This window comes from Paenibacillus eucommiae, assembly GCF_017874215.1.
Taxonomy (GTDB): Bacteria; Bacillota; Bacilli; order Paenibacillales; family NBRC-103111; genus Paenibacillus_AI; species Paenibacillus_AI eucommiae.
This window is the reverse complement of the sequence record NZ_JAGGLB010000003.1, coordinates 118,755-137,562: the sequence shown is the minus strand read 5'-3', so window position 1 is coordinate 137,562 and position 18,808 is coordinate 118,755. Positions and strand designations below refer to the sequence as shown.

General features: G+C 43.5%; 15 protein-coding genes. All 15 read left to right on the top strand.

Annotation, left to right across the window (positions count from 1 at the left end):
* Positions 1-3 precede the first annotated feature (3 nt).
* A complete protein-coding gene (locus J2Z66_RS06015) occupies positions 4-1,530 on the top strand; it encodes an MDR family MFS transporter (protein WP_209970471.1) in 1,527 nt (508 codons plus the stop codon).
* A gap of 287 nt (positions 1,531-1,817) precedes the next feature.
* The gene (locus tag J2Z66_RS06010) at positions 1,818-4,019 is read left to right on the top strand and encodes an anthranilate synthase component I (protein WP_209970470.1); all 2,202 of its coding nucleotides are present in this window, start codon (positions 1,818-1,820) and stop codon (positions 4,017-4,019) included.
* A gap of 23 nt (positions 4,020-4,042) precedes the next feature.
* Positions 4,043-5,185 carry an aminodeoxychorismate synthase component I gene (gene pabB, locus J2Z66_RS06005; protein ID WP_209970469.1) on the top strand — a complete coding sequence of 381 codons (1,143 nt, stop codon included), beginning with the start codon at positions 4,043-4,045 and terminating at the stop codon, positions 5,183-5,185.
* Positions 5,186-5,994: 809 nt separating this feature from the next.
* Positions 5,995-7,935, top strand: coding sequence for an AraC family transcriptional regulator (locus J2Z66_RS06000; RefSeq protein ID WP_209970468.1), 1,941 nt, complete (start codon positions 5,995-5,997; stop codon positions 7,933-7,935).
* 30 nt (positions 7,936-7,965) lie between these two features.
* Positions 7,966-8,541, top strand: coding sequence for a histidine phosphatase family protein (locus tag J2Z66_RS05995; protein ID WP_209970467.1), 576 nt, complete (start codon positions 7,966-7,968; stop codon positions 8,539-8,541).
* Between the two features lie 261 nt (positions 8,542-8,802).
* Positions 8,803-9,324: a GNAT family N-acetyltransferase gene (locus tag J2Z66_RS05990; RefSeq protein ID WP_209970466.1), complete on the top strand. Its 522-nt coding sequence runs from the start codon at positions 8,803-8,805 to the stop codon at positions 9,322-9,324.
* Positions 9,325-10,013: 689 nt separating this feature from the next.
* Positions 10,014-13,694, top strand: a complete 3,681-nt coding sequence (locus J2Z66_RS05985) for an AAA family ATPase (RefSeq protein ID WP_209970465.1) — start codon at positions 10,014-10,016, stop codon at positions 13,692-13,694.
* Positions 13,695-13,712: 18 nt separating this feature from the next.
* Entirely contained in the window at positions 13,713-14,138 is a 426-nt protein-coding gene (locus tag J2Z66_RS05980) for a hypothetical protein (RefSeq protein ID WP_245375313.1), read from the top strand.
* A gap of 26 nt (positions 14,139-14,164) precedes the next feature.
* Positions 14,165-14,806 (top strand): hypothetical protein, encoded by a 642-nt coding sequence (locus tag J2Z66_RS05975; RefSeq protein ID WP_209970464.1) that lies wholly within the window; start codon positions 14,165-14,167, stop codon positions 14,804-14,806.
* A gap of 233 nt (positions 14,807-15,039) precedes the next feature.
* Positions 15,040-15,423: a VOC family protein gene (locus J2Z66_RS43995; protein ID WP_376774363.1), complete on the top strand. Its 384-nt coding sequence runs from the start codon at positions 15,040-15,042 to the stop codon at positions 15,421-15,423.
* Positions 15,424-15,478: 55 nt separating this feature from the next.
* A complete protein-coding gene (locus J2Z66_RS05970; RefSeq protein ID WP_209970463.1) occupies positions 15,479-15,928 on the top strand; it encodes an NUDIX hydrolase in 450 nt (149 codons plus the stop codon).
* A gap of 112 nt (positions 15,929-16,040) precedes the next feature.
* Positions 16,041-16,367, top strand: coding sequence for a hypothetical protein (locus J2Z66_RS05965; protein WP_209970462.1), 327 nt, complete (start codon positions 16,041-16,043; stop codon positions 16,365-16,367).
* 100 nt (positions 16,368-16,467) lie between these two features.
* Entirely contained in the window at positions 16,468-17,259 is a 792-nt protein-coding gene (locus J2Z66_RS05960) for an aminoglycoside phosphotransferase family protein (RefSeq protein ID WP_209970461.1), read from the top strand.
* Positions 17,260-17,339: 80 nt separating this feature from the next.
* The gene (locus tag J2Z66_RS05955; RefSeq protein ID WP_209970460.1) at positions 17,340-17,756 is read left to right on the top strand and encodes an Rrf2 family transcriptional regulator; all 417 of its coding nucleotides are present in this window, start codon (positions 17,340-17,342) and stop codon (positions 17,754-17,756) included.
* A 100-nt stretch (positions 17,757-17,856) separates the two neighbouring features.
* The gene (locus tag J2Z66_RS05950; RefSeq protein WP_209970459.1) at positions 17,857-18,729 is read left to right on the top strand and encodes an SDR family oxidoreductase; all 873 of its coding nucleotides are present in this window, start codon (positions 17,857-17,859) and stop codon (positions 18,727-18,729) included.
* The last annotated feature ends 79 nt before the right edge of the window (positions 18,730-18,808 follow it).

The window sequence follows — 18,808 nt, the reverse complement described above, 5'->3', positions numbered from 1 at the left end:
GCGATGGTAAAGGGAAACAAGATAGGCGTAATACTTGGAGGTCTGCTGCTGGCCATTCTTATGGCCTCGATGGATAACACGATCGTAGCAACAGCAATAGGTACAATTGTCGGGGATCTTGGCGGCTTTGATAAATTAATGTGGGTAACTTCCGCTTATTTGGTAGCAGAGATGGCCGGTATGCCGATTTTCGGTAAATTATCGGATATGTATGGCCGCAAACGATTCTTTATTTTCGGAATTATTGTATTTATGATCGGTTCTGCACTGTGCGGAACAGCAGACTCTATCGTACAGCTGAGTATTTATCGGGCGATTCAAGGAATTGGCGGCGGCGCTCTAATGCCTATCGCCTTCACGATCATGTTTGATGTGGTTCCTGCGGATAAACGCGGCAAGATGGGTGGGTTATTCGGTGCTGTATTTGGTCTATCCAGCATTTTCGGCCCGCTTCTTGGGGCTTATATTACGGACTATATCCATTGGTCTTGGATTTTCTACATCAACTTGCCGTTAGGCCTTATCGCATTCGTAATGATTGCTTTCTTTTACAAAGAATCTGTCGAACATTCTAAACAAAAAATCGACTACCTTGGCGCATTTACGCTAGTCGCATCCATCGTTTGTCTAATGTTCGCGCTTGAGCTCGGAGGCAAGCAATATGCTTGGGACTCCAGTATGATTATAGGTTTGTTTGCGGCTTTTGTGGTGCTTATTATCGGTTTTATTTTTATCGAACGACGAGCACAAGAACCTATCATCACCTTCGGTATGTTCAAGAACCGTCTCTATGCAACAAGTAATGTAATGGCTATGTTCGCGGGAGCAGCGTTTATTACCGCCTCTATTTACATTCCAATCTTCATTCAGGGTGTTCTTGGCGGCTCAGCAACGAATTCGGGACTTGTTCTGCTTCCGATGATGCTCGGATCCGTCATTACAGCCGCGGGCGGCGGCTCCTTGCTTACCAAGTTTAAGTATCGCTCCATCATGATTCCTACCTTGGCGCTGCTTGTAGTAGGTATTGCTCTGCTTACCACGCTAACGACAGGGTCTACGCGCTTCATCGTCACGATCTTCATGATTCTGGTCGGTCTTGGAATCGGCGCATCGTTCTCCGTTTTAAGCAACGCGGCGATTCATGGCTTCACTGCAAGGCAGCGAGGCTCTGCAAGCTCAACGCTTAATTTCATGCGTTCACTGGGGATGACCCTGGGGATTACGGTATTCGGCATCATTCAAAGTCATGTGTTTATGAATAAATTAGCTTCCATGTTCGGTAGCGGAGGCGGTCAAATGTCAGAAGGTGTTGATCTAAGCGATCCTCGTAACATCTTGACTCCGGAAACCCGGGATCAAATCCCTGCTCCGATTCTTGATAAGATTACAGAGGCACTTTCCTCATCGATCGTTCATACTTTTGCTTGGGCGATTATCCCTTCAGTCATTGCTCTTCTAGCAGCATTTGCAATGAGCAAAGAAAAATTTGATCCATCTGCAGAACTGGAAGCATATTCAGCTTCACATTAACTAACCCATATAGGCAAAGTAAACCCCGCAGCTCATTGCGGGGTTTTTCATACGTTCCAGATGAGCATGCTTTCTAAGGCATCGCCTGGGATTATTCATGACCTATCAGATTTTTAAAACGCTGTGGTTTTAACTATGATATAATCATGAATAGAGGTTAGATTAGCTGAGATGAGATGAGACAGGAAGAGCTGAGAGTGAGCCGAGAATTGCATATTTATTTATGATATCCTCAACCACAAACTCCATAGAACCTGTTCTCCTCTATACAAATGGAGGTTAGAAAAATGAACAGTATTTTATCCCAACTGACTTACAATCCCGAGCAACAAGTGTACACATCGCAAGGAAATATTTCAATTTCGCGGACAGTCGAGCCGTTGGTTTACGAATTTGCCGTAGAAAGTATTTTAGAGCAGGTTGATCAAGCCAAAGGAGCTCTTTTTTCGAGTTCCTATGAATATCCTGGCAGGTACTCGCGCTGGGATATTGGTTTTGTCCATCCACCCGTTCAACTACGTTCTGCCGGAAATCGTTTCTATGTAGAAGCACTTGATAAGCGCGGCGAAGTATTAATTCCTATTTTGCTGAATGCCTTACTCGAACTGGATTCAATTGAGGTTAAGCTGGTTTCAAGCACTATTGAAGGAATTATTCACCGGACAGAACAGACGTTTACTGAGGAAGAGAGGACCAGACAGCCTTCCATTTTCCATGTACTGCGTGCGCTTAAAAATCTTTTTTATGCTTCTGAAGATTCATTCCTGGGACTTTACGGTGCATTTGGCTATGATCTGGTGTTCCAGCTTGAACCCATTCAATTCAAACACGAGCGCCAGACGGATACGTCAGAGATGATATTATTTATTCCTGATGAGTTAATTGTTGTGGATCATCAGATGTCCTGCGCCTATAGAATTTCTTATGATTTTGAAAAGGGTACTCATTCCACAATCTCAATCCCTAGAACCCAAACAGTGGTTTCTAAAGCTCCTGTGGTCGAAGAAACATTGGATTATGAATATAAGCCGGGCTATTATGCTGGACTAGTAAACAAAGCGATTGAACAGTTTAGAGCGGGAAACCTATTTGAAGTTGTCCCTTCACAGACTTTGTATGAAGTTTGCAAGGATTCGCCCTCCAACATTTTCCGGCGTCTTAAGAAGTTGAACCCGAGTCCTTATGGATTTATTGTCAACTTGGGGGATGAGTTTCTAGTAGGTTCCTCTCCAGAGATGTATGTTCGTGTAGAAGGGAGCCGGGTGGAGACTTGCCCGATCTCGGGCACGATTCAAAGAGGAAAGAATGCTATTGAGGATGCGGATCATATTCGTTCTTTGCTCAATTCAACGAAAGATGAAGCCGAACTAACGATGTGTACAGATGTCGACCGCAATGATAAATCCCGCATTTGTGTGCCAGGTTCTGTTCAGGTGATCGGCAGAAGACAACTCGAAATGTATTCCCACCTTATTCATACGGTTGACCATGTAGAGGGTCAGCTTGAGCCTCAATTCGACGCCTTGGATGCTTTTATGACACATATGTGGGCGGTTACGGTCACTGGAGCACCCAAACGCGCGGCTATTCAGTGGATCGAGAAAAACGAGCAATCTCCTCGTGGATGGTACGGAGGATCAGTAGGGCTATATGGATTTGATGGTAATCTGAATACGGGCCTGACACTGCGGACTATTAGAATTAAAAATAGGATTGCCGAAATTAAAGTAGGCGCTACCCTCCATGTTGATTCGGACCCTGAATCCGAAGAGCAGGAAACCCTCACGAAAGCGGCAGCATTATTGAAAGCTATACGCGGCTGGAATGAGCAGACCCGCTCTGCTCCAGTGGCCGAATTGAACGGCAAGGGTAAACGTATTCTCTTCGTCGATCACGAGGATTCATTCGTGCATACATTGGGAAATTACTTTAAGCAGACGGGAGCCGAGGTCGTCACATACCGGTCTTCTGCTGCCAGAGAGCAGATTCGGTCAGGACAATATGATCTTGTTGTGTTATCGCCGGGGCCTGGAAAACCTGAAGAATTTGAACTTAATGAGACAATAGGATTGTGTATGGAACGTAATCTTCCTATTTTCGGAGTTTGTCTGGGCCTTCAAGGAATTGTCGAGTGTTTCGGAGGAACACTGGATACACTATCCTATCCTCAGCATGGCAAAAGCTCCAAGATCCGGATTATTGGGGATTGCCATCTGTGGAATGGTCTAGATAAAGAGGTAACCATATCCCGCTATCATTCTTTGTATGCAAGCTCGGTTCCTGAATGCCTGAAGATCACAGCCGTATCTGAGGATAACATTGTGATGGCCGTACGCCATGAGAACCTTCCGATCACAGCCGTGCAGTTTCACCCGGAATCGATTCTATCGGCCAGACAAGATGTGGGCATTAGAATCATCCGCAATGTAGTCGGCTCTCTGCAGCATAAGAACAGCCAACCCAACAAGTCCCATCCTGCTGCGAATTAGGAAATAGAAGTGGAGTGTAGGAAGTGAAAGAAGAACCTATCATCATCATTGACTTTAATCATAAAAGATTGAAATTTGAGAAGCCACTGCAAGTATGGCAAACCCACAATCCGGAAAATGTTGAACATATATTCGAGAAGGTCCAGGAAGCTATTAATGGCCAGTTCTATGTGGCTGGTTATGTCTCTTATGAGTGCGCGCCCGCTTTCGAGAAGCATCTCAGTGTTTGTGAGTCTGGTGAAGAGGTTCCTCTAGTATGGTTCGGTGTCTACGATAAACCAGTCGAAGAGGGAGAAGAAGAGGAAAAAGAGGAAGAAGACATCCTAAGTGAGCAGGGAGACTACTTTGTATCTGACTGGAGAATGGGTACAGACCCTGTGAAGTATGCAAACAACATTGAAAGCATACATGCTGCGATTGCTAGAGGAGAGACGTACCAGGTCAACTATTCTACACGTTTGCGGGCTGAGTTCAGTGGAGATGACATTGCCTACTATGAAGATTTGAAAGACGTCCAGCAGGCCAATTATTCCGCATATTTGAATGTGGGACGCTACCGAATCCTGTCTGTTTCACCCGAGCTGTTCTTTCACTGGAACGGAGATGTCATCCGTACAAAGCCGATGAAAGGTACCCTTCCCAAGTCGGAGAGCAAAAAAGCGTTGTTCGAATCCGAAAAGAACCGCACAGAGAACGTAATGATCGTAGATCTCCTTCGGAACGATTTAGGCCGGATTGCCAAGACTGGTACCATACAAGTACCCAAGCTGTTCGAAATCGAGGAATATCCTACCCTGTACCAGATGACCTCAACCGTTGAAGCGAATACAAAGCCGGGGACAACCCTGTTTGATGTATTCCAGGCTATGTTTCCTTGCGGTTCCATTACCGGGGCACCAAAAATCTCCACCATGAAAATCATATCTTCCTTGGAGCAGGAACCACGTCACATCTATTGCGGTGCTATCGGGCTCGCGGTACCGGGTGAAGGCATCACATTTAACGTCGCCATCCGCACCGTTCTTGTGGATACGCATACGCAGGAGGCCGTGTACGGAGTAGGAGGAGGCATTATCTGGGATTCGACTGCTGAGGACGAGTATGAGGAAATGAGAACGAAATCCAGAGTGTTAACTTATCGGAATGAGCGAGCTTGCACTATTTAAGAAAACGACTTGTGGCGTCCTTTTGAAGAGCGTGTTCGGGACTTGGGAGCGTTACGGAGGAAAGGGATGTGGGCTCCAGCCGCTGTTAAAGATTTGTTCCCTTGAATGGACTGGATGATGGGGTTGGAACAAATCTTTAAAGGCGGACGCTACCGCTCTTCCACCCACACCCCTTCCCTCTATCAGCTACAATCACACGAACACCAAGCTCAAACGGACAGCCAACAAGGGTTTTTCTCTTGATTGGAGGAGATTTCCTAGCAGGCGCAGGCGCTGGGAATAAAGAGCTCGCGACAAGTGAGAAGGTTCTGCTACTTTAACGATGTTTTTCATCGTTAAAAGGAGCAGGTCCTCTCCGCATACTGACTTTAACGATCAAAAACATCGTTAAATCCCTCTTATCCACCCCGAGGGTACCATCCGACCTCTTTTAACGATGAAAAATATCACTAACGTGGCTGATTGACCTGGAAACACTTGCTTTAACGATCAAAAACATCGTTAAGTGAAGCACACACTCCATCCATTCGAAGGAGGCGGGCTGCTTACTAATGGATAGGACACAAAAACCACCCTCAATCGAAAAATGGATGAAGGGTGGTTTTGTCATAAGTTATGATGGTAGCGGACCCAATAATAGATTTGAAAGACTTTCTCTTTTTCTATACAATGTAAATGAGAATAACTCTCAAATAAATCTACTTTACACGGACTCGCCCCAACTAGGTTATGAGTAAGTTATAAGCAAGTTATAAGGGATATCAGCTGTGTTGGGTGCGGGAGAAGAGAGAGGATCTGAGCAGTAATCAATGAACATCCATGATCATATCCAATTATGGAATCAGGCAAATGTTAGGGTGCTTGATGTCAGACATAATGTGCTGGAGGCGGGTGAGCGCTTGCCCAGGTACATATTCCCTGTCAGTGCCTTTGTTTATGCTGCTCGCGGCAGAGGCAGGTTATGGCTGGATGGGGAGGTCCACTACGCCGACCGGTTTCATATATTGCATGGCGGGAAAGGGGCATCCATGGAAATTGAATCAGAGACCATTTTTGAATACTATCTGATTCTATACAAGGCTGTTTTGCCACAAAACTGTCTCTATGAATTTCAAATGCTTTTACAAAGCGATAATCCATTCGAGCAGCCTTTCGGCTTCGCACCTCATGATGCTCTGGAACTATTGGAATTCGTACAATGTATGCACCGGGATTGGAGTCAAACAAACGGGCTTGACAAATTGCAGGTAAGAGGGGTCTTCTACCAATTTGTACATAGACTGCTGCGTCAGATGCAGCAAAGTCCTGAGGCGATTAGTCAGCACAGTCTGACCGAGCAGGTGCTGCGCTTTTTATCTGAGCATTATCAAGAAACTAAATCCATAGAGTCATTGTCTTTGCAGCTCAATTATAGTCCGCAGTATTTGTCTCGTAAGTTCAAGGAGCAGACCGGACTTAGCCCTATCGAATACATAATCAAACTGCGTATGGAGAAAGCGCAGCGTCTGTTGATTACAACAGATGCCACTTTACAGGAAATCGCTAGCAGTGTAGGATATCCGGATCTGTTTTATTTTAATCGTATGTTCAAAAAATATGCGGGCATCGCCCCCGGACAATTCAGAAATAAACATCTGCCCCGTCAAGATCAGAATTCTACTTATACAAATCATACAAAAAAGGCGTTAAAAAACTCCATTGTAAATCAATCCTCTCAAATCTATACTAATTACGATAATGAAAATCATTATCAAAATGTAGAAAAAGGGGATTATACAATGTATAAAGGTTCTAATAAGGTTATTTTATCCACGCTCTGGCTGTGCTTCACTATTATTCTCAGCGCATGCGCTGCGGGCAGTGATGCTCCGGCGTCCAGCCAGAGTTCGCAAGTGACCCCTAGTTCCACCGATGCAGCGCAACCGTCTCAAACCAAAGTTGTATCCACTCTATTTGGTGAAGTTAACGTTCCACTGGAACCGAAGAGAGTTGTGGCGGTAGATTATTTAGGTACCGTTATCGCTCTAGGCATTAAACCGATAGGATCCAGTGAAATGTTAATAAAAAGTCCCTATCTGGATGGTCAATTGGCTGATGTTGAAGAGATCGGAGACTCATTCGAGAAACTGCTAACTATGGAACCGGATCTTATTATTACACATACTACGAAGCAGGAAGTCTACGATAAGTATAGTCAGATTGCACCAACGGTATCAGTAGCCTCGAATACTTTCAACAGTGTTCATGAAGAATTGACCTACTTTGGAGATGTGCTGGGCAAAGAGACTGAAGCGGCTGAGTGGCTGCGCCAATATGACAATCAAATAGCGATGGCTAAAACCAAAGTTGAGGAAGTCTTGCCTAAAGACGCCACCTTCTCTGTATTCCAGGAGTACGATGGACAGGTGTTCGTGTTCGGCGCCAAATCAGGCCGCGGGGGCAGAATTATTTACCAGGCATTGGGCCTTCATGCTCCAGCTGCCTTACCTGACAAGGTAATGGAGGTAACATACTCTGAAACATCCTTGGAAAAACTGCCGGAATACGCTGGAGATTACATCGTGCTGACCACCGAATCTTCACTGGAGGAGTTGCAGAAGGACCCCATATGGGGATCCCTGAAGGCGGTTCGCGAAGGGCGAATCTACCTTTGGGGGGAAGATCGATCTTGGTACCGTGATCCTATCGCGCTCCTCTCTCAGACCAAGGCGCTGACGGATTGGATTGTCGGCCTTTCACAACAGAAATAAAAAATTCTTCAGTTCTTCATGGAGGTAAAAATGAAAACTTTCGTTTACATGGTCAGACATGGCGAATCACCGAAGACAGAAGGAAACGAAAGAACAAGAGGGTTAACTGATAAAGGTCAATCAGATACTTATCGAATAACGGAATTATTGAAAGGAGAGGAAATCGAGGTTTTCGTGTCAAGCCCATACCAACGAGCAATCCTTACCATTCAGGAGTTAGCTCGATGTGCTGGACAAGAAATTGTAGTGTTTGAAGATCTTAAAGAAAGAATTTTTTCTAATGAAGACAGCCGAATGCCTGATAAGGAATTAATCCCTTTATTGGAGAAGTCTTTTTCTGATCCCAACTTTGCATTAACAGGAGGGGAGTCAAATATAGTTTGTCAGAGCCGGGCTATAGCGGTCTTGAAAGAATTATTAACGATTCATCATGGCCGGAGAATAGGTTTAGGCACTCATGGAGCTGTAATGACTTTAATGATGGGCTATTATGACAAGCAGTACGATTTGGATTTTTTAATGCATACCTCTAAACCTGATGTATACAGAATGGAATTCGATGATCAGGCACTGGTAGAGGTTAAAAGATTGTGGAGTATCCGCTAATGGTAGCAGTATGAAGGCCATTTGCAAAACTGTTTCTGAGCCGTAGACGAACAAGTGTTTATCTGCGGCTTTTTTGCGTGCGTTCCATTAAATTAATCACAACATTATGCAATTACTTCTTGAGTTTATCATAAAACTGTTCTATTCGTGAAGCTACTATAATAAGTAGGACAGTTGAATAAAAATCAATGGTAAAAGGTCTCCTCGTCTTTTAAAATGAATATATAAAAATCGAAATAATTGTTTGGTGGGAGAAATGAAATGTACATAAAAACAGAAAGATTAACCATTCGCAATTTTGAATATATGGATTGGCCATCCGTACATGAGTATACATCTGACAGTAATGTTATGAGATATTTACCTGAAGGCGTTTTTACGGAAGAAATGGCTAAAGACTTTGTAAAGAAAAACATGGATGACAAAGCTAAGATATTTCCTGTTGTATTAGCGGATGAAAGTTATCTCATTGGTCACATTGTCTTTCATAAGTATTTTGGAGAGCATACCTACGAGATTGGTTGGGTGTTTAATCCTAAGTTTTACAATAAGGGATATGCTTCTGAAGCAGCTTTAGCCGTCTTGAAATTTGGTTTTGAGAAAATGAGATTACATAGAATTATTGCTACTTGTCAGCCACAGAATATCCCATCATATAGAGTTATGGAGAAAATCGGGATGAGAAGAGAAGGATTTTTTAAGAAATGTATACCCCATGGCAATGAATGGTGGGATGAATATTACTACGCAATTTTAAGGGAAGAGTGGGAACGGGGGCACTAAATAAATAATTAACGCATGGATATAATCATCGTTTACGAATCTACTCTGTGAATGAATTTACGCTCTCAATTGATATAAGGGACTGCATCCTTATTACTTGGTACTTAAAAGAGCCTAAGAAGTATGGTTATGAAACGTGAAAAAAAAGAAAAACGTAAGTTCTATATGAGGAGGATACAACCTGAAAATTAATATTCAAAAACTAACCCAAATTATTAATAAATGGGACCCAATTGGCCTGTTAGCTGGGGGAGCACCAGAAAACGAATATGATATAGAGATCATTGTAATTTCTGAAAAGATGCTATTGTGTTCAGATGAGATCGAACTCGCTAAACTAATCTATAGCGTATTCTATGAGAAGATGGGAATAAGGCTGAACCAACTGCATTGCTTAAAGTACGCATTTATTATTTTTAATGAAGATATTATAGAAGATGAGCATGCTTAGAAAACAAAGTAAGTATATAAATCAAAGGATTTCTACAATTTGCGTACAATGGCTTCACTCTCTCTTTCAGCAGTGCTGCTAAGCGATAAATCGACACATTGTCCCATCATTTTCCATAATGTGATATGATAAGGAGGTTAGGAAGAACTACTTTAGACACTTCTTATTCACCAATAAATCAATAGATTCACTTTCAATATAGAAGGTTTAAGCTGCAGCAGGAGGGATAACTGAAAGTATGAGAATCAACCGGAAAACGATGGTGAACATCCTGAATTTTCTTTTTCCCGAAATTCAAATCTATAAACTAATTCAAGAAAAAGGCTTTTTCGCCAAAAAAGAAGCTTCTGGCACCCCATCAAGGCCGAAACAGCCTGTGCAGCCTAAGCAGTCGGACCAGCGGCGACAATCTAATTATGGTGCTAGCACTGGAAACGCATTTCAAGGACCATATCCGGCGCATGCTGCAGGGAACTCATCCTTGCCTTCAATACCCTCCCCCGATAATAGATTTCAAACAGATGGGTTTTTGGCTCAAGGAAGAGGAGAGACACAGCCTACTTTTTTTCCCGAGGAAATGGATCATCGATTCTATGAAGCGGAGATAAGTATAAATGCCAAGGTGATCGGACAGGAGCTCTTCGTGAGGGACTTGGTTGCAGCATACAAACAGGGCTATATGAACGGGCGCAAGGATCAAGTACGGAATGTGATTTTAATCGCGGGAGCCGCAGGCACTGGAAAAAAGACAGCTCTGGAGTATTTAGTCAAAGAGATGCATAAGCACAAGCTAGCTTCAATGCCACAAATGGCATCTATTGATTTAAGCAGCTACGAGATAGATGAACTTTCAGGCAATTTCATTCAGGATATGGCAGCTGCTTTTCAAGGGCCAGGGGGTACAGTTCTTTTTAGCGGATTCAAGGAATCTGACCCGGCTCTCGTCAATCTGGTCGCTCAGCTTGCGATGGAAGGGAGCTTCCGGACCAAGGAAGGGGTGCGCATAAGAGCCGCGGATTATTATCTCATCTTCTATATCGATGAATATGCTGCTGGAGAGAGCAGGTTTGGGCAAATTCCACCCGCAATAGCAAATCAGATTCCCGCTCCCATCCTGCGAAGCATCCAGGCAACGGCTATATCCTCACCGCTAGATGAGGCAACGATGCGGTTGATCGCCGAGACCTTACTTAGAAAAAAGGTGGATGATTTATCCAGGGATACACAAACGAGATGTACTATCGATTCTGCTGTATTCGAGGCGCTCGCAAGTATAGCGACTGCAAATAAAACGTTCGGGGAGGCCGTCCATGACTGGATGGACAAGGAGCTTATCCCGGTAGTGTCGGGTCTGCGTGCCCGCGATGAGATTCGGCCCGATGAGAAAGTGAATATTAAGTTTACGAATGGTTCTTTTTATGTAGAAACGCGTTCGATTGAGATTCCTATTAAGGCCAAGTCCTTTGTCCGCCAGGAATCGATAGACGATGTTTTAGGTGAACTAAATGCGTTAACAGGACTAGAGTCCGTTAAAAAATTCGTGCATGAGCTCATGGAAACGGTCCAAGTCAACAAGCTTAGGGCTAGGGAGGGGGCAAATTCTGTGGCCATGGCACTTCACATGGTATTCACAGGAAACCCAGGAACCGGCAAAACTACTGTTGCCCGTTTAATAGGCCGTATTCTGAAGGCATTGGGACTGCTCACCCAAGGCCAACTTGTTGAAGTATCAAGACAGGAGCTTGTAGGTCAATATGTAGGTTCTACTGCTCCAAAAACGATGGCGAAAGTGACGGAAGCTTTAGAAGGCGTGCTGTTCATTGATGAGGCTTATACACTCGCGCGTCATGACCACGATACATTCGGCATCGAAGCGATTGATACGATCGTTAAGGCTATGGAGGATAATCGGAGTAATCTGGTGGTTGTGATAGCTGGCTATACCCGGGAAATGGAAGTTTTCCTGCGGTCTAATCCCGGCTTGCGATCCAGATTTCCATTCATTGTTGAATTTCCGGATTACCAGGCGAAGGACATGGTGGAGATTATGCTGCGAATGGCACATTCCAATGGATTCAGCATAGAAGCGGATGCCCATGAGGGGCTTATCGAACTGTTCGAAAATAGGCAGATCCCTGGCCGGAATGACAGCGGTAATGGCCGACTTGTCCGAAATTTGTTCGAGGAAGCTGTCCGAAAGCAATCGACCCGTATTGGGGAGCTTATGTCAAAAGAAGACACAGACCTGCAGCTGCTTACGGGAGCGGACTTTGGTATTGGGGCAAAGGAAGCATTTAACATTGAAAATGAGCTTGCCGGCATTGTGGGGTTGGATAAGGTCAAGACCTTCGTCCGGACTTTGGAGAAGCAGCTTGTTGTGGATCGGAGGAGGAAGGAGGCCGGCGTTCAGGTTGATACGGGTCAGACGCTCAATATGATTTTTTCGGGTAATCCAGGAACCGGAAAGACGACGATGGCTCGTCTGCTGGCTGGAATGCTCCGGTCTATGGAGTATTTGAAGAAAGGCCATTTGGTTGAGGTTGACCGTTCCGATCTTGTCGGGCAGTATGTTGGGGAGACAGCGAACAAGACGAAGCTGGTTATAGAATCCGCACTAGGCGGTCTACTATTCATTGACGAAGCCTATGCGCTTGCACAGGACGGTGTACAGGGCGGTGGTTTCGGCAAGGAAGCGATCGACACACTTGTTCGTCTAATTGAGCTTCATAAAGATAATCTGATCGTTGTTTTGGCTGGATACACAGAAGATATGCAGCGGTTTGTCGGTATGAACCCAGGTCTATCCTCACGGTTTCCATTGCAGATCGAATTTCCTGATTATACGGCTGAGGACATGCAGCGAATTGCTTCTCTGATGGTGAGGACGCGCGGATTCACGTTGGCTCCTGACGTAACTCCTTTGCTTAGAACTTATTTTAATGATAAGCAGATACCTGGCAAAAAGGACGGAGGCAATGGCCGGCTCGTAAGGAATACGTTGGAGGAAGCGATACGCAAGCAAGCTGAACGGTTGGCCGATCATCCTGATATCGGGAAGGATCAATTGACTGAGCTCATAGCGGCAGACTTTGGTTTGTCAGTAGATCCGGACTCCGCCAATCATGGAGCTCAAACATGGGAACTGCTGGATTCGATCGTCGGCCTGGCAACTGTTAAGAACTTTGTGAGAAGTCTTTCGGCTCAGGTTGAGGTAGCCAGACGCAGGCAGGAGATGGGCTTGCCCATCAGTGCCGCGCAGACTCTGCACATGGTATTTAAAGGAAACCCGGGAACAGGAAAGACGACCATTGCACGTATTTTGGCAAGACGGTTTAAAGAATTGGGTGTGATCAAGGCGGACACTCTGGTAGAGACCGATCGATCTGGTCTGGTTGCCGGTTATGTAGGACAAACTGCACTCAAGACGCGGGAAGTCATCGAACGTGCACTGGGCGGTATCTTATTCGTGGATGAGGCCTACGCCTTAGCGGCGGACGGGGATCATTTTGGACAGGAAGCGATCGATACACTTGTCAAAGCCATGGATGATTACCGGGACCGGCTTATCGTGATTTTGGCCGGCTACGATGAAGATATGGAGCGTTTCCTGGATAGTAATGCGGGCCTCCGGTCCAGATTCCCCAATATCATCACCTTCCCCGATTATTCGGAGGAAGAGATGCTGCAGATCTCGCATATACAGGTAGCGGCACAAGGGTATGTGATAACTGGGGAGGCGGACTCTAAGCTTCTATCCCTCTTTGGAACCTATAGGGGAAATTTGACAGCAGGGAACGGACGGCTCGTACGAAATCTGGTTGAAAAGGCGATCAGAAGCCATGCCATGCGCATGAGCGGGAAGGCCGATGCCACTGCCGAGGAGCTGTCAACGCTTATTCCCGAAGATTTTGAAAGATAGAGAGAGGAGGGAGAAGCCTTGAAATGGTTGTTTGCGATTATTTATCATCCTTTAATGATTATTTTTATCCCCGTGATCTTTCTTCTGCCTTTTATGGTATATGATGATATTAAGAATGCACTTGTCTACGAGATTCCAACCAGTAACACCGTATTAAGTGTTTTAGGCTTCTTTACCTTTTGGGTGTATTTGGCTATGAAAAGCGATTTCTTGGGGAAACCTTACCGCAAAATGACGATTCTGCTTCCTTTGTTGCAGATGGCTTTATATACTAGCACTGCTCTAGCCCTGGCGGGTATCGTAGTTAACAAATGGGCTGACCAAGGGCTTTTTTCAAAAGGATGGGCTATTACGCTGGGAATTCTTGTTTTTGTCATTGTCCGATTGTGTATGTCCATCTTGTACCGGGAGTACCCGCTCGTTCAACAGGAAGACAATCGATAAATCTGACATAGAAAGGAGGAGCAGCATTGACGGACTTTCAGCGAAATACGGAAGCACGGGAAAATTATGTGCAAAAGGGAAACCAGCGTCCCCCCGCCGGGGTAAAAGAAGAGATTCATTCGAGTCATCAAGTGAAGTCTGATGGACAACATCCTCCGCCTGACAAGAGGAAAAACAAGCATCGATTCTGGATGGGAATTATGGCATTAGTGCTGTTTGCGACATTTTTCTTCTTTGATTCCTCATCGTTATCAGGCAATATGAAAGATGTTCAGTCAAATGGGATCGGCAAAGGGATGATGGCCGGAACAATATTAACCTATTCAGATGATTCTGCAGGCCTGCAGCCTAGAAATTTCGAGCTTGAGATGAAGAAGGGAATGGATACAAGCCGTGTGCTGATATGGGATTATGCTGCAGAAGATGGAGATGTAGTTACAGTTAAGGTAAATGGCCAAATCCTTGTGGAAAATGTCGGCATTTTTCACAAGCCCGTAGTATTGCAAGTTCCTATTCCTAGTACAGTAGAAATCGTGGGTATCAAGGATGGCGGAGGCGGTATTACATATGGGGTCAAGTTTCCCGGAGCAGTTGCGAACAGCGCCTATTTCAATGCGGCTCCAGTTGGTTCTTCTAACGTGTATACACTCAGGGTAATAGACATTTAAAGCATTTTGCTAATTCAGACTGGTTTATATGACAGATTAGGTTCCGCCGCGGCGAACACGTTCTTTATTTTTCCTGATAGACTCACAAACGCAGGATCATCTTATAAAGATAATCCTGCGTTTGTTTTTTCATTTTTCAAAGCGATTGCTGAAATACTGCTTCCTATTTACAGCGGAACGTATGTACGATAATATTAGCTTGTTAATAAATACCATTCAAGGGGGTAGCAAATTTGTTAAATCCTATTCATAACAGAGTAGATACTATCTTCGTTCATGTCACAAATTTAGAAAGATCAATACGATGGTACAGCGTTCTTCTTGGCTTAGAAGTCAGAGAAGGAGGGTATATAGGTCCAGTTTATACATTGGATATGGGACTCGGGCGACCGGGAATTACCCTAGATAATCATTGTTTTGATTTGAATTACGAGCTCATACCTTCAAATCAGCCTCTATTTAATCTGAGTACTTCAGATATTAACGCAGCATATCATCGTGTTAAGGAACTCGAGGCAGACATCGTAACGGAGATCCAAACATATCCCGACTTGTCTGATTTCACATTTAAAGATCCGGATGGCAATATGATAATGGTGTGTACCTGTTTCAGCTAATGGGTACGAGAGTGGAGCAGAATGCCGTGACTAAAACGATGGAGGTAACATATGTATGACCCAACCAAAACATATAGTTTCAGCAGCAACTATTGTATTTAATAACCAAGAAGAAATTTTATTAATAAAAGGACCACGTAGAGGATGGGAGATGCCTGGCGGACAAGTTGAAGAAGGAGAATCACTTAAGGACGCTGCAATCAGGGAAACAAAAGAAGAAGCGGGTATAGATATTGAGGTTATCAAATTTTGTGGAGTCATTCAAAATGTAGATCGATCAATTTGTAATACATTATTTTTGGGTAAAGCTATTGGAGGAGAACTTACAACTAGTTCTGAGAGCCTAGAAGTAGGTTTTTTTTCAATAAAAATAGCATTGGAAATGGTTACTTGGAAAAATTTAAGACAGAGAATTGAATATTGTTTAAACGAGGATCTTCAGCCTTTTTATATAGAATTAAGTGGCAGAGATGTTGAGGAAATAATATTTAAGTTAGAACCTTAAGTCTTGTAGGATTGCAAAGCAGACGGGGGTACCCTAACTCTGATACGAAGCCTACTTGTAGGTTGTGTGAGAGCGTTGAACGGATCTAAAAAATGTAAAGAGGGGGATAACAATGAAAATAAATATGATGCTTTTTATATCATCAATAAAGGAACAAAAAGAAAAGAATATACAAGAGATAATGATGAAAACACTTGAATCTAATATCCGCCCTGTTAAAGGGGATATAATAGATGATCCAGGTTTTCATCCAGGGTTCCACAATGGATATGAGGTAGTAAAAGTTACTATTAATTATGCTTCTGATGAATGTTGGGTTTCTTTGACACCACTTGCAATAGAAATTGAAGAAATTAATATAGAAACATATATAAATAAACTTGAAGCACACGGTTGGCGTGTTGTGTCAAAAGAAGAAATAAAAAATGCGGAAAATTAGTGAAAGGGAGGGCTTACCCGCGCAAGAAAGTGTTGTGGATTCAATTTTTTCAAGAAATGATGTTAAAATTAGCAAAACGAATTGTTGAGGTGTTTTTTTTATGCTGCCAATCAATTTACATGAAATACCCAATGAAATCATTGATTACATAGGTCAAGTTAAAGACATCAGATTTCCAAGACAGGGTCACACATCTGATGTAGGAATAATTAAAAGTGAACGAGGTTGTTATATTTTAAAAAGAACAAGGGGGGATCAATATTGTTCTTGGTTATCTCAAGAAATACATGTTCTGGGTTGTCTTCAAGAGACACAGTTACCTATTCCTTCTGTTTATCAGTTCGTGGAAGAAAAAGATAAGAATCAGGCGTGGGCGCTCGTGCAATTTTTTGAGGGAGAGACTTTAAGACAGGCATTAATGAATGAGAAAAATTGTGATAAAAAGCATGAACTGATATTTAATTTTGGAGCAGCCTTGTCAAATATTCACAGAACACCATGCCCTAAAGAATTAATTGGAGATTCAATTTGGTTGGACAATATGTTACGAACTGCAGAATATAATCTTAAACATTACTCAGTCGATGGAACAATTGAATTATTAGGCTCATTGAAAAACAACAAGCCTCAAGCAACAGAATATACATTAATTCATGGTGATTTCACAATTGATAATGTATTAGTTTGTGATGGAAAAATAGCAAGCATTATTGATTGGAGCGGCGGAGCGTTTGGAGATCCAAGATATGATGCAGCTTTAGCGGTTCGCCCTAAGCCAAATGCAATTGAAACAGAATCAGAGATTGATGCTTTCTTTGAAGGATATGGAAAAAAGATTATAGGTGAGCAGGAATACAAGTACTTTGAAAATGGACTATATGCGTTTTTCTAGTATATAAGGAGTCGACATGGAGCGGGTATTGACTTAACAACTTGTAATAACTACAATGGTTACAACGGTGGTGATAAAGCTTGAAGCAAATAAGCACGCGCTTTTCAATGGCGGTTCATATCCTTTCCCTGATTGCTGTTAATCCCAATGAAATGACTGGGGACTTTATTGCGGGGAGCGTTAACACAAATCCTGTAGTAGTCCGAAGAATTATGGGAATGCTGAAAAAGGCAGGTTTAGTGGAAGTACGGCCGGGGGTAGGAGGGGCTTTATTACTCAAAACACCAGAGGAAATTACGCTCCTTGATATTTACCGCGCTGTAAATGTTATAGAAGAAAACCAATTATTCCGTTTACACGACGACCCGAATAAGCAATGCCCAGTCGGTCGGAACATTGAGTTGATCCTTCAAATTGAATTGGATGAGGCTCAGTCTGCTATGGAAAACAGATTGGCACAGACCAATTTGAGTCAACTCACAGTAAAATTCAAATAAATGAAAGCTCCTTTAAGAGCTTTTATTTTATAAAGTTGTTGTAACTTTAATTGTTATAACAATAATTATTACAACTAAGTATATTAGGAGGAATACGACGATGAAAATCTTGGTCACTGGAGCAACAGGGAAATTGGGTACGAAAGTTGTAGAGACGTTATTGAAAACAGTACCGGCAAATCAATTAGCTGTTAGTGTTCGCAATCCAGAAAAAGCAGAAGGACTGCAAGCTCGGGGAGTAGAAGTACGGCATGGAGATTTTGACCGCCCTGAAACATTGGATACAGCCTTTATTGGTGTAGACCGATTATTAATCATATCAACAGATGGGGACAACGAGACAAGAATTCGTCAACATACAAATGCGGTAGCAGCGGCACAACGCGCGCAAGTTGGATTTATTGCATACACAAGTGCAGCAAATGCAAGTGAAAGCAAGTTGTTCCTTGCTTTAGTACACCGTGTCACCGAAGAAGCCATCATCAAAACGGGCATTCCGTACTCCTTCTTGCGAAACAACTGGTACTTGGAGAATGAGATCGGAACCATTCAAGGTGTGATGGCTGGAGCGCCGTGGGTGACTTCTGCAGGAAAGGGTAAGACAGGCTGGGCATTACTACAAGATTATGCGGAGGCAGCTGCAGCCGTATTGTCGGGAGAGGGGCACGCGAATAAGATCTACGAGCTTTCGGGTAAACCGATGACTCAAGAAGAACTAGTGTCTATTATTGGAACGGTTTTAGGCAGAGATATACCCGTGCAACAAGTCGATGATGCCAAGTTTGCCGAAATCATGAAAAGCGCGGGTGTACCCGATTTCGTCATTCCTATTCTCATAGGTATCCAGCAAGGCATCCGGGAAGGTACATTGGAGATCGAAAGCAATGATTTTGAAAAGCTGCTCGGTCGTCCAGTTACACCCATCAAGGAGGCACTAACAAGCATCATTCATGGAATCTCCCAAGCTAAATAATATTAAAAAACCAACCTTTTTTGTTATGTGAGGTTGGTTTTTTATTTCATCATTCTTTTCAGCTCCTCATACAACCAAC